Annotated in this window: 10 protein-coding genes; 3 read left to right on the top strand and 7 right to left on the bottom strand. The window is 31.4% G+C overall.

Annotated elements, in window-relative coordinates; genetic code table 11:
* Window positions 1-315: 315 nt before the first annotated feature.
* Window positions 316-2,709 (top strand): WG repeat-containing protein, encoded by a 2,394-nt coding sequence (locus EOV51_RS13315; protein ID WP_128153023.1) that lies wholly within the window; start codon window positions 316-318, stop codon window positions 2,707-2,709.
* 619 nt (window positions 2,710-3,328) lie between these two features.
* Window positions 3,329-3,946 (top strand): hypothetical protein, encoded by a 618-nt coding sequence (locus tag EOV51_RS13310; RefSeq protein ID WP_128153022.1) that lies wholly within the window; start codon window positions 3,329-3,331, stop codon window positions 3,944-3,946.
* Between the two features lie 100 nt (window positions 3,947-4,046).
* Here the strand turns inward: EOV51_RS13310 and EOV51_RS13305 are convergent, their stop codons facing one another.
* Both EOV51_RS13305 and EOV51_RS14715 read right to left on the bottom strand, forming a co-directional pair.
* Window positions 4,047-4,454, bottom strand: coding sequence for a hypothetical protein (locus EOV51_RS13305; RefSeq protein ID WP_128153021.1), 408 nt, complete (start codon window positions 4,452-4,454; stop codon window positions 4,047-4,049).
* A gap of 103 nt (window positions 4,455-4,557) precedes the next feature.
* Window positions 4,558-4,713 (bottom strand): hypothetical protein, encoded by a 156-nt coding sequence (locus EOV51_RS14715; protein ID WP_164875315.1) that lies wholly within the window; start codon window positions 4,711-4,713, stop codon window positions 4,558-4,560.
* 298 nt (window positions 4,714-5,011) lie between these two features.
* On the opposite strand from EOV51_RS14715, the gene EOV51_RS13300 reads away from it, so the two are divergent.
* Window positions 5,012-5,890 carry a HEPN domain-containing protein gene (locus EOV51_RS13300; protein ID WP_128153020.1) on the top strand — a complete coding sequence of 293 codons (879 nt, stop codon included), beginning with the start codon at window positions 5,012-5,014 and terminating at the stop codon, window positions 5,888-5,890.
* 75 nt (window positions 5,891-5,965) lie between these two features.
* Here the strand turns inward: EOV51_RS13300 and EOV51_RS13295 are convergent, their stop codons facing one another.
* From EOV51_RS13295 to EOV51_RS13275, 5 genes are all read right to left on the bottom strand, one after another.
* Window positions 5,966-7,285: a 5-methylcytosine restriction system specificity protein McrC gene (locus EOV51_RS13295; protein WP_128153019.1), complete on the bottom strand. Its 1,320-nt coding sequence runs from the start codon at window positions 7,283-7,285 to the stop codon at window positions 5,966-5,968.
* On the bottom strand, window positions 7,286-8,974 hold the full coding sequence (locus tag EOV51_RS13290; RefSeq protein WP_128153018.1) for an AAA family ATPase: 1,689 nt from the start codon (window positions 8,972-8,974) through the stop codon (window positions 7,286-7,288).
* Between the two features lie 802 nt (window positions 8,975-9,776).
* Window positions 9,777-10,544, bottom strand: a complete 768-nt coding sequence (locus EOV51_RS13285) for a hypothetical protein (RefSeq protein ID WP_128153017.1) — start codon at window positions 10,542-10,544, stop codon at window positions 9,777-9,779.
* A gap of 109 nt (window positions 10,545-10,653) precedes the next feature.
* Complete coding sequence (locus EOV51_RS13280; protein WP_128153016.1) at window positions 10,654-13,686, bottom strand: hypothetical protein; 3,033 nt, start codon at window positions 13,684-13,686, stop codon at window positions 10,654-10,656.
* Window positions 13,687-13,688: 2 nt separating this feature from the next.
* Window positions 13,689-14,165 carry a DUF4280 domain-containing protein gene (locus tag EOV51_RS13275; RefSeq protein ID WP_128153015.1) on the bottom strand — a complete coding sequence of 159 codons (477 nt, stop codon included), beginning with the start codon at window positions 14,163-14,165 and terminating at the stop codon, window positions 13,689-13,691.
* Window positions 14,166-14,196: the final 31 nt, after the last annotated feature.

Here is a 14,196-nt window from a genome sequence, read left to right as displayed (position 1 = left end):
CTGATAGTTATTTGATCATACCCCATTAACATAAAAAAAATTTCCAAATTTCCTGCATTTTTCTTTATGGTATAAACAACTGTGACAAGTACCAGTTAAAATTAAAACTACCAATGAATGAAGAAAATAAATGAATAAAGCCTTGTTTAGATTTATATATAAATAAAAAAGGCTAAAATAATTATTTTAATATAGGATTTTAATTATAGAAGCTTACATAAAAGGATTAAATTTGTAGAAGTAATATGTATTATCCATAATAATTATAGAGTTTTGTAGTAAATCAAATTAAATAAAAATAAAAAAACTGTTGAAATGAAACATACATTCGCCTTACTGTTGTTTATGACATTTGCCCTAATTTATTCTCAAAATAATACTATTAAGATTGATAACCTCTTGATAACAAGAAAATATGGTGAAGATCAAAAAGTAAATTCAGATGTTGAAAATGACTATTTTATCGTTGATATAAGCTCTTTAAGAGAATATTCTGATAATATAGATGAAAAATACGGATTAAAAGACATTGCAGGAAAAGAGATAGTACCAGCCATTTACGATAAAATTTATTTCCTAACAAAAAATTTGATAGCTTTAAATAAAGAAAATCAATGGAAACTTGTAGATGCTCAGGGTAAAGAATTATCTCCAGTAACTTATGATAAAATTCAAGATTTCAGTAATGGATTGGCTGCAGTATCAAAAAGTAATAAGTGGGGATATATAGATACCACAGCAAACGAGGTCATCCCTTTAATTTATGATAAAGCAGAAAAATTTAATGAAAATTTAGCAGTTGTAACAAAAAAAGGTAAATCCGGATACATAAATACCAGTAATAAATTAATTGTTCCACTTGTTTATAATAGTACAATTAAATTTACTGGAGGATTAGCGCCAGTAAGTAAAGGTAAAAAATGGGGAATTATCGATAGTTTGGGCAAAGAAATATTTCCAGTAAAATATGATGAAATTGAAATTTTAGAAGAAAGACTCATACAGGTAGGTATCAACGGAAGAAGGGGAATCTTTGATAGGACAGGTGAAGAAATACTTCCTGTAATCTATGATTATATTAGAATTTTAAATAAAAGTCTGATAAAGATAGGTATCAACGGAAAATGGGGTATCGTAGATAGATCTGGTAAAGAAATACTTCCTGTAAAATATGATGGAATAAATAATTTGGATAAAGGACTCATACAGGTATATATCAACTGGAAATTTGGAATCGTAGATAGCGCAGGTAAAGAAATACTTCCTGTAAAATATGATGGATTAAATAATTTGGATAAAGGACTCATACAGGTAGGAATCAACGGAAAATGGGGAATCGTAGATAGAACAGGTAAAGAAATACTTCCTGTAAAATATGATGGAATAAATAATTTTGATGAAGAATTCATACAGGTAGAAATCAACGGAAAATGGGGAATCGTAGATAGAGCAGGTAAAGAAATACTTCCTGTAATTTATGATTATATATATAATCTTATTGAAGGACTAATACATGTAGAAATCAACAGAAAATGGGGAATCGTAGATAGATCTGGTAAAGAAATACTTCCTGTAAAATATGGTGGAATCAATAATTTTGATGAAGGACTAATACAGGTAGATATCAACGGAAAATTGGGAATCGTAGATACATCAGGTGAAGAAATACTTCCTGTAATCTATGATAAAATTAGTGATTTTAAAGAAGGGCTGGCCTACGTAATAAAAGACAATCAATATGGATTTATGGATAGATCAGGTAAAGAAATTGTTCCTTTGAGTTATGATTATGCCTCATTTTTCCAAGATGGGCTGGCACTCGTAAAAAAAGGTAAAAAACTGGGCTATATAGATAGTTTAGGGAAAGAAATAATTCCTGTAATTTATAATGAAACACATAAATATGCAAAAGGTATTATTATAGTAAAAAAAGAAGATAAATGGGGGGTTTTAGATAACACGGGAAAAGAAGTTACTCCGTTGAGTTATGATAATTTCAACAAAGTATCTTATAATTTACTAGCAGTAAAAAAAGAAGATAAATGGGGAGTATTAGATTACACGGGAAAAAAAGTTATTTCATTTATTTATAATGATTTATACGAAATATCTTACAATTTACTAGCAGTAAAAAAACAAGATAAATGGGGATTTATAGATAACATGGGAAAAGAAATTACCCCTTGCCAGTATGATCGAATTTATGCATCAGAAATAGAAGGTATTGTTATAGTCTGTAAAGATGAAAAGTATGGATTCCTAGATAATAGTGGAAAGGAAGTAGTAGCCTGCAAGTATGATGATATAAGTAAATGTGTTTATAAAAACAGGATTAGGGTAAAAAAAGACATGTATTATGGATTATTAGATAGTGATGGTAAAGAAATTCTTCCATGTATTTATAATGAAATAGGAGATTTTACCGGAGCAGTTGCACGCGTGAATAAATACGGTAAATATGGTTATATTGATTTATATGGGCAGATAATCATTCCCATTGTCTACGATGCCGGTTTGCATTTTTATGGTGGATTGGCAGCCGTATCGAAACAAGGAAAATGGGGAGCTATCAGTTTAGCTGGAAAGGAAACAGTTCCGTTTATCTACGATAAAATTGAGTATTGTAAGTATGATATAAACAATTGGGCAAAAGCGTATAAAAAAAATAAATATATATTTTTAGACAGATTTGGCCGAGAAAATAAATAAGAGGGTAGATCAAAATATATCAACTGCTAAATTTTAAAAAAAATCAGAGAACTAGATAATTACTATTTTTATTAAATACTCTTAACTGAATTATATTACACCTGGTAAAAAAATGTTTTAATTGATTACAAACATAAGTAATTAAATACATATAAATAATTGTAATTAACGAGATGCTTATCAAAGTATCTCGTTATATTTTAAACTAAGTAATTATTTATTATATAGTAATTCCTAAATTCTAACTTCATATTTTTCACGATTATTTCAATATAAAGGCAATATACTGTATCTAAATAGAGATCAATGTAAATTATATGAAAGCCGGCTAATCAAATTGTATCTATATATAGTTATACACAAAAATAGATTTTTAAAGCTACGCTTTCCTTTATCTTATAAAAGGTAAGCTATTGAATTTTTTAGTATAGCCCTACATAAGTTTCAACAGCCTTCGAACTAAAAAAGTTAACTGATAATTTAATCTTAAATTTTTTAATAATCAAATATATAGGATAAATAACTTTTATTATTATCTCTTATTATTATTTATGTTTGGTTTATTTGTATTTGTTTTGTATATTAGTTTACTAATAATAACAATATAAAATAAATAACTATGAGAAAATTTAGCCTTTATTTTTTACTTATTTCGCTATTGTTTACAGCATGTACGGAAGATATAGTAAATGAACAAATCAGTGAATCAAATGCTCAGCGAATAATGGGCAGTACCGCATTAAAAAAAACGGATTTTTACATAAACCTTAATTCGGCTGGTAACTATGTAGATTTGGAAGTGAAGGCCCATAAAACTTCCAACACCAGCCAATTAAATTCCAATTATACCATCGAATGGTTTATAGTTGATGATTGGGGGTGGTTAAAATACGCTTTTAACTATGAATATAAATTGTTATCTGTTAATAAAGCAGGTAAATATGGAAAACTTTGTTATGCAGCCCATCAGGGCGATTATTATAAATATAATTATGCCGGATATAAGGCAGAATATTTGTATTACGTAAGAAACAATACCCAAAGTCGTTTTATAATGCTAAAGTCTCCTGAAAATCCTTCAGAAAACAGTGCTGCAATGTTTATTATTCCTATCCGTGCAAAATTAACTCCGAAAAAAGGAGGTGCGGTCTTAACCTATGATATTGGTTTGAGATCTGTCATTTGGGGAGGTATAATATACAGTTATAATTGGGATTATTCCACTGTAGGCCAGTAGAAAACAAATAATAAATAATAATAAATAACAGTTTAGCTGCAATAAAGAAAATAAAACAGGCTCACCCTTTTGGGTGAGCCTGTACTGTCTAAGAAAACTATTAGTTAAACATTTCCAGCGGAACCAGAGAAAAAATAAACTTCTTTTTACGAAGCTGTAGCCGTAAAGAACAACGATCCATCTCCCATGATTGGGTATGCACATTATATACGTACGTTTCGTTGCAGTAATTTATATATTCTATAAGGTTACACAAACTTTTAAAAATATAGCCGGAAAAATTGCAACGTCCTTTTTCCGAGAATGTACACATCAGAGAAGCCTCCGGAAATTCAATTTCCATTAATTTATGTACTTCCTTAGTATCAAAATACTCAAAAGTGCAGGATTCCTGCTCTTCAAAAGTGCTGCGTATGCTTTCCCGGTATTGTCCGTGTATAATTCGGGCATAGCCAAGTAAAGTTGCAAAACGCTGTGCTATATTTGGGTCTTTACAATTTATACTCATGATAAGTTACTTTATTTTTTACCTGTTGTCCCCGAACAGGAAGTCAGTTTATAGAAAATACATAAAAACAAAGGGACGTTATGTCTGCACCTCTATAGCTATATCATTCATATTCAGGGCAACCTATAAATACAATTCCACCAAGGCTAAATTCGTACGGCAGATTCTTGCACGGTTTTATCCATGCCCGTCTGGTAAGGGCACGATAGATAAAAGAAATAAAGAAACAGCCGGCCAGTAGTTGATAAATGCTTTTCACACAATCATTTTTCCTTAAGCAGAGCCCTTGTGCCCGACATAAAATTTACTATAACCATCAGTTTTAGTGTCAAACACTGTTTTAAGTATTACGTATAATTTATGTTATTTTTTCAATATATAAAATAGTTTATAATTACTTTACAAATATATAAGATAAAATAAAACTTTGGGAATTTCTTTTTTGTTACCTTTAGCTTTAGAATAATAAAAAATAAGAATTTATCTTAAAAAGGTTATTTTTGTAATATCAAAAGCTGTACACGAGTAAGAAAAAACAGAAACGAAGACACCCGCAGATGAAAAAGTCCATAGCCTATCTTCCCAAACGCAAGCAGGAAGACATCAATAATCTGGTAACCGAAATACGTAAGAGACTTCCGCAGGCGGAAATGATTATCCTGTATGGAAGTTATGCAAGAAATGAATATGTAGACTATGATGAACGCATAGAATTTGGTATACCCACTTCCTATATGAGCGATTATGATATCCTGGTGGCTACTCACCATATATCCGATAAAGATGCAGGACGCATTCTGGATCAGGTAGACGATAAATACTACCGAAATCCCGAAAAACAAACACCCGTACAATTTATAAACGACGATATAAAAAAGCTGAACAAAGATCTGGAAGAAGGACGATATTTTTATACCCAGATTAAACAGGAAGGAGTGGTTTTGTATGATAGCGGAAATTTTAAGCTGGCCCGAAGAAGAAAGCTCCGGTACGATGAAATACAAAAACAGGCACAAGAGTATTTTGAAGAAAAATTTGAGAATGCAGCAAATAAATTTAAGGTAGCACATTTGTGTTATAATGAAAAATTATATAAAGATTCAATATTTAATCTTCATCAGGCTTGCGAAAACTGTTATTACGCGATACGGTTGGTTTTTACCCTTCGGAATAATAAACAGCACAATCTGGCCAAATTATCTTCCTCAGTAAAAAAATATTCCGAAGAACTGGCTAAGGTTTTCCCTCTACACACAGCAGAAGAAAAAAGGTTGTTTCATTTAGTAAAAGCCGCGTATGTAGAAGCCCGTTATAATCCGGACTTTGTAGTTACCAAAGAGGATATTGATGCACTTATCCCCAAAGTGGAGTTACTTATGGATATTACCCAACAGATTTGTCTAAAGAAGATTAAAGAATACGGGGAGATGAAGTAATGAAAAAGTTTTTCTATTGGTATTACAATATGAAATTGCTAAGATTAAATTTGGTTTAATTCAGATAAGCTCTTCTTATTTTGGTAAGCCAATTCCTATTTTATAAAAGTTCTGATAGTTCTTGTCTTCTATAGATATAAGTTTCTCTTTCTTTAATTCATAAATATCTGATGTATCAGAATATATAACCAAACAATCTATCAGTTTATTTTTATCCACTTTAAGATTTTCATATATGCTTTTCAATCGCGCATAACCACTAATTTGCCTGGCATCATCTGTAGAAATATTTTCATTCTCATAACGGGGCTTGTATTTAGCATCAATAACCAGTTGAAGTTTATTTCCATCTACATCGGTATGGTTCAATAGAAAATCTAATTCCTGGCGATTGGTTTTTAAATGATAGGTTAGTTCTCCTTGTTTTGGAAAAATATCTCGTAACTTCTTAAAAACATACAATTCAAATAATTTACTCATATCTATCCAGTAAGGAGGAGTCTTTACCTTATCTATTAATGCTGTATTTTGAATATTATATGAATATCTTTTTAAGATTAACAAAGCCAACTTTAATCCATGTTCATATTCTTTGTACATTGGATTAGGTTTGAATATCTTAAGTTTATTCAAATTTACATCGTCTGTAATATTCTCGAAAGCAGGGTTTATATAATTTATAATATGTTGAATTTCTTCTTCTTTAATCCCTTTATATGATAAAATCGCATATTTTGCAAAGTGAAAAGCTCTTTTCAAAATTTTGTTTTCCTCATTATTTATGCCAAATTTCTCATACTGACATACTGTTTTTGTGAGTTTGTTTTTTAAAACATTTGTTTTTAATGTTTTATGAACTAGTATTTTACCTTTCACTTTCGCTTCAAAGTTTTCTGTGACTTGAAAGTAAGATTTCTTCAATCCTTTACGAACAATATTTTTCAATACCTGAATGAACTGAATCAATAAAAAGGGTGATAGAATATCGATTTTTTGCTCTATTTCTATGTAAGGTTTATCAAAATCAATATCCAATAAACCCTCAAGATGGTTGAAGTTTTCAGGTTCCTGCATGGCTTCAAACAACATGGATAGATAATCAACCTGAATTTCCTCCTTATTCATCTTGGGCTGAACGTATACGGCTTGTTGGTTGGGAATGATCCAGTCTACCCCTACAAAATAAGAAGTCTCAAAATGGAAATGTTGTTCTTTTTCATCATAATCGATATTCAGGCATAAGGCATCTTGTTTGTATCGGCTTACAGTTTTTCTAAATCCACATTCTTTAAGAGATGAAAGTTTTTGTATTATTTTAATCGCTTCATTCTCTTCAATATGTTGTAGATAAAATCCGCTGCGTTTATAGCCGTATTGCTCAAACAGAAAAATCATTTATACCAGGTTTTGGATTATTTCTTTTGCAGAATCTTTCAATATCCCGTCTTTAAGATACTCTTTTAAAATAGGAATAATTTCATATTTTAACCGTAACTCTCTGTTATCTTTCATAACAAAATAACTATGCCCTATCCAGACATCTTCCGGACGAAATTCACTTGATAAATGATCGGAAGGCAATAATATAACAGTAGTGTCATTTATGTATTCTTCTATGTTTTGGATGAAAAGTTTTGATATTTCCCTGAATAAATCAGAATCAAAACCATCTACCTCTAATATAGTGGGCAGCATATCTACAAAAGCAAATCTACGACGAATAGCATAGTCTATTTGTCCCACACTTCGGTCAGCAGTATTCATAGTTCCGATAATGTAAAGGTTAGAAGGCAATATCAATTCATTATCCCCATCAATAGCATACATACTTTCTACTATTTCTCCACGATATTCAAGAGCATAGAGCAACTCTCCCAATACAGCAGAAAGATTAGCTCTGTTTATTTCATCTATGATAAGAACATAATTATTGAGTTTTACTCTATTTTTAGAGGAATCTGTATAAGTGATCTTTAGGTCATTCAAATATTCTCTGAAATGATCTAAAGCTCTTATATAATAACTAGCATGTTGTTTTGCCAAACCAGACAAATTGTTATTGTTTTTTATATCCTGCCGAGTTTTATTACCATCTAAAAATGCCTGTATTATATCTCTAAATAACATTCTGTTTGAGCCATGCTTCCAATTATTACCAGTATAACGAAAAGCATCATTCTCCACAGCAATGATATTAACATGGTCTGTTAACTGATAATTGTCTTCCAAATTCGAAACAACTTTTTCACTGATAAAATCTACAAATTTCTCAAATTGATCTGCCACCCATTCTTTCTTAGAAATTTCTTCTTCTGTTTTTTGACTATCAAGCAGATTATTATATGCTTCTCTAGCAAATTCACCTAATATTTTATTTTGGTTAATATACTCAGCTACGCCATTATCTGTATTTACTACGATACCACGTACGAAATCTTCGTACGAATAAGAGGGATGGAATTGTACTAATTTAAACTGATTGTTATTCTTTAATTTTTCAGATTGTACTTTTTTATCTGCTGATATCGTATTATCAAATATCATCTTTTCCGCAATATCTTTTGCAAGATATGTTTTACCTGTTCCGGGTGCTCCTTGAAGTATGATTTGATTTTTATTCAGTAAAAGTTCAACTATTTTTTGTGTTTTTTGTTCTTTCATTCTTAATAAGACTTTTTTATACCACTCATTAATATAGTTCCAAGAACGAGTATCAGATGTTTTATATAATTTTTTTAATGTGCCTTGCGAAAATAGAGAACTCGATTCATCTTGATCGGCCCAGTCTAGAACCTCCACATATCGAAACCAAGAGTTCAAATAGTTATTTGATAGTTCATCCGAATGAAAATAATTACTTATTATTTCACATAGGGCTAAAGGGCGACTTCCTTCCCGAACCATTATAACATCCCCGATTCTTAGGCCGTCTTGTTCTCCTTTAAAATGTCTACATTGAATATCATCCCAATCTCCAGTTCCTATTATAGCTTTTTCTTCCTTCAGCATAAGAGAAGAGTCTATTTTTGTTCCTCCTTTTCCTTCCGGAAGAAACATTTGTATATGCCAGTATCTATCTTTCATAAAGCTTGTGTATTTATACTTCAGGAAATCCAACCATACAGTTTAGTAAGAATGAAACTCTATAATTTTTATCTTTAGACTTTTCTAAACTATCATATTGTCCTAGTATCATTTTAGTCCTATTGTTAAAGTTGTATTCTTGTTGTTTACAGTGGTTCCTAGTTTAGTTGTTATTTTTTTAATTTAGTATTATTTTATTACATTCTTATGCCAGCCCGCTCTGATAATAGTATTGAGAGCAACTTTCGTCCTTTGTTCTTAAAATTTAGCCACTTTATCTGGAAATTACTGTTTTGGCGTTTTCCTACGTTTCATCTCTTCCCTAATCTGGGATAGCTTAATGCTCTGTGTACCTTTCATACCTTTCAATACGGTTTATAAAACTTATGTTTAAGGCTCTATTTCATCTTTAAATCCTATCTGACCATTCATTAGCATAGGTAATAACCAATCTCACAAAGAGGCGAGTTGTTGGTTTTCTTTTAAATTATTATAATATCTTAAATAAACATCTTTTATTTTATTGTAAAGTTAGAGACTATATCATTTACAGGCTTTATAATTTGTAGTTTTTTAATTTTTTCTTGAGATAAATTATCTCTAGCGGCGCCTGAACTTAGATTTACTAAGTACGCATAAATATTTTCCTTCCAAAACTCCTTGCAAAGCAATATCCCCTTTATATTTTTTATCTTCAAAATTATAGGCAATATGCGCCGGCTTAGTTTCTCCGTCTTTGGAATCGGTTCCTACTAGTTTTATTTTCGCACTAAGTTGGAAATAGAATTTTCACACTAAGAACTTAATAAACTTCTAATTTCCCGGTTTTTATTGAACGATACAATTGCAAACCATAGGTTTTTATTCTTTTATTATCATCTATTGAATATAAGGGAGTTTTCCCTTGTGAATTAACCAAACTTACAATTTTTTTGTTAGGATGTATTAGTAATTGAAAATCATTTAACGGTTGCATAAACCCTTTAGATAACAATACACGGTTTTCAAGTCCTGCTAAATATTCTTTTTGTTTAATATCATCATAATACATGGAAATCATCTCTCGTTCTCTTGATTTTTTATAGATTGTCATATATTCTTCAACATTACCACTATTTATTAACTTATGAACTCCTTGATACTTCTTTATCACTTCTTGTAAAAGTTTTTCTGGATTTTCTTGCGTTAAATCTTTAGCATTTGACAAGGTATTTATTTCAAAAGGAACATCTGCATCAAAATTCCATGTATACACTAATGAATCTACCGGTTGACTAATAGGCGGAAATGAACATCTCATGACATTATGAATAGGAGAGGGCTCTCCATTATTTGTGTAAATAATATCAATAAAATAATCTTTAGCATCTTGTATAGAAATTTTATTACCCTTATTTAATGGTTTTATACTAAGAGTTATATTTTGTTGTCCAGATCGTGAAATATAGGGGTTTAAATACTCTAATCCGTTTGAAACACCATTAAGTTTATTCCTTTTAATAGATATTCCATTGAATATAATCTCAAAATCTCCACTAAAATTAAAATCTGCAAAATATGTTCGTTTCATTGTTGTATTGTATTTAATTGATTTATTTAAAGAATTTATAGTGTTTTTATTGTCATTATTATTACAAGAAAATAGCATTATTATTACTATTATAATCAAGTTTTTCATGTTAAAATTTTATTTCTTTTTTGATATTTATTTCAGGTAGTATATCTTTTGTAAAACTAGGTTCAGAATTTTCTTCATCTCCATTTAAACTTGCCTTAAACCAAACTTCGAGTTTTATACCTGAAAAGAAAAAATCTATATCTAAGTTTCCCTCTTTATTGAGTTCAAAAGGACAAGTTAATTTTACATACGAACTAGCTTTTGCTCCTACGCTTGCTTCAGCAACCTGTTTTTTTTCATCTAAAGGTTTTCCTTTCGCATCTTTTACATTAGCTTTAATCTTTACTGAGGCACTAATTTCTAATTCTCCTAATATTTTCCCTTGTAATCCACCATAGAATTTTAATTGTTTATCCAAAAAATTATATGTTAGTTTAGCTTCAGATTCATATTTTTTTTCTCCTGTTTCAGAATTTACACCTATTTCTTTACCAACTAACTTTACCTCAGCATAAAATCTTATTTCTATTTTGTATTCTAGTTCAATCCTTCCTCCAGAAAACAGATTAGCTACAAAAGATGCAATATCCAAGGCATCAATTATGGCGCCCCAGGGTTTAAATTTACTTCCTAGAGCAAGAATATCCAGTGTTACATTTGCTCCTAGTATAGGATTAGCCTTTATCCTTCCATCCAGTTCATAGGTGATTGTTCCGTTCTGCGAAGTGGCATAACCTATTCCCAATCCGGCGCCTAGGCTTGGTGGTTTTAGCTCAAAACTCATAGCTAAACTAGAGTTATTAAATCGAGCCAAAAGCCCTTTTGAAGTAGATGGGTTAGCTAAGAGACTTGCTTGTTCTGCCTGTGCATTTGATACTCCTAAATCTGAGTCTAATTTACTTACCATCCAAAATAAAGGCTGAAGCATTTTTCGATATTTTTCAGCAAAATCATTTCCAATTTCAAATGGTTTGTCGTTACCGTTTACTTCACAACTTACATATAAGCCAAAGCTGCTTTTACTTCCTACAAAGCTCTGTAGTTCATTGGTGACACTTTTATTTAGGATCTCTTTTCTTTTAGTATTGTTGGACGTATTAATCTTATCTTCATTATACCCACTGTAATATTCTGTTAAAGCTGTATTGGCTTTATAATAGAGCGGCGTTTTAATGTTGTAATTAAAGTTAATTACCCATTTCATATCCGGAAAAACACGGATTTTGGCTATCTGGTTAGGGTAGCGGCAGGTGGTAACCGGAACAAAATACAGCTGTTCCAGCGGTTCATTTTTTATCCATTTAATCAGGTAGCGTACCACCCACAGGTTTTTAATATTGTCTGATAAAATACCATTGGTTAAATAATTTTGTTCTCCGGTTAAATAGTTGATTATCTGAGAATCATAAGATTTATTATACTTGTACTTGAGTTGCAGGGTTATGGAATCATCGGCTTCGTCAATCGAAAAATCTTTTTCGGTAAGTCCTTGTATGCCGGCTACGGTTACCGTTTCATAATGTTCTTTATAAGGAGATTCTATACCTTTGGCTTCCTGGTCGGTGGTGTATGGTTTTAATTTGGGGGCAGAAGAGGCATGGGAAGGATGAATAAATTGAAGGAATTTTCCTATTTTTAATTTTTCATACAGATTTTGAAAGTAAAGTATAGGATCTCTGGACGGAACCCACTGCCCGACAATCCATTCCATTTTAAACACATCGTGAATACCCCTATGGAATTCTCCGTCATTCAATATTTTTTCACACAGGTGTCCGTTTTTTGAGGTTCTGACGGCTTCCGGTGTTGCTCCCTTATGCTTTAAATACTTAGCGGTTATTTTTACCGTCTTTTTTTCTTTGTCTCCGGCAACAATATCTGCAAATCCCTGGGTTTTATCATCAACCTTATCGTTTAGTGTATATTCATTAAATAGTTCAAGATCTTTCTCTCCGTCGTTTACCGTTATTACAGAATAGGCACACGGATTACTTTCCTTTCTGTTATATTCTATATCCCCAATGTACTGTATCATATTGTTTTTCTTGGCCTCCAGCTGTCCAAGAATGGTATCCATAGAATCATATTTAACAGAAAATAAACTGTCTACCTCTTCATTTTCAAAATCCCGGTTAGATTTTGCAATTCTAAGAATGTTTGTCATATTGGGAGTATACTCATACGTAGCTCCTGTTTCCGTATTTTTAATTACCACATAAACGGAATAATGTTTGACCCGTTCGCTCCGGGTGTGTAACGTATCCTTCCATTTAAAGTCTATTAAAAGGGGGACTTTAAAGTCTAAGTTAGCCGCTGTAGCAGTTTTTTTATTTGAGGTTGTATTGTGCTCATTAGCTAAATAATCCTGTAAACTTCCGGATTTGATGGGTTCTTCTAATAATTTTTTATGAGTATCGTTAGTTAGGTATACTTCGATAATTAAATTTTTAAACGATTCTTCAGTTTCTATTTTCCCGTATTTGTCATGATAAAATGGGTGTATCTCCATAGGGAGAAGATGGGTATTTACATACAAGGTAATAACTTCTCCATAACAGTAATAGCCATCATCTATGCTAAACCCTTTATGTACAGGTTTTAGGATCTGCTTATCAAAATAAACCATACGGATTTTAGGTTTATCCAGAACCATAAAATCAAAGTTTAACCCGGTACCGGGCGTATAGTTAAAGACCTCCATCCGGTAAAAATATCCTATCCAGACATCATCTAATGCAGGAGTTATTTCCATATAAGATCCTTCTTTATATTGTTTTCCTATACCTAAGTCATTTACAAACTCAGATCCTCCTTCCAGGCTTGCCCATAAAGGTAGTTCTTGTCCTTTTTTGGTTTCTTTAGCTTCTTGCCAATAATACGCCAGCATAAACGCCCATTTGGCTTTTTTTATGGTTGCTTCTCTGTTTTTAGTTTCCGGCCCTAAAATGGAATCCGTATCTTCAAGATAAAAACGGTTTTTTCTTCCTGCCAGAAGGTAAATTACCTCACCGGGACTCAAAAGAATAACATGGCTTTGTTTTTCAGGCAATTGATAATAACAGCCCTTGATTCCCTTCCTTATATCATTCCCCATAGTTACTCAACTTTTAAAAAATCATACGGATCTATTTTTTCAAAATTTTTCATATCAATAACAGGAAGAATATGAGATAATAATTCCTCGTCTGCATTTTTAAAATTTTGTTTAGAAGGTTCTGCCTGTTGTCCGCTGTTCATAATGCTTATACAGTTATTTCCGCCCACTGGGCAGGTTGCTTTACTATCTTCAAGAAGGATATAACCTTCCGGGGGTGAATATTTTACTTTTTCATAAAATCCGCTCCATTGTACGACTGTACTGGTACAGGGATTATTATTCATTTTTTTGCATGAACCGAACGTGTTTTTTTCAAAAGTAGTACCTACATCTTTATGGGTAGCTGCTAATTTATTTTTCGCTTCGTGGTCATTAAGATAATATTTGCCTTGTGTAAGTACTTTGAGCGTATCCGTACCGGTGCCAAATTCACAGGTACAGGTTGCTCCCTGTACTACCATTTCTTTAAGTGCCATTAGTTTTACATTTTAATAATTACAAAAAATT

The sequence above is a fragment of the Apibacter raozihei genome (genome assembly GCF_004014855.1).
Lineage (GTDB): Bacteria > Bacteroidota > Bacteroidia > Flavobacteriales > Weeksellaceae > Apibacter > Apibacter raozihei.
Note: the sequence above shows the minus strand (reverse complement) of the source record. Positions and strands in the feature narration are given on the sequence as shown.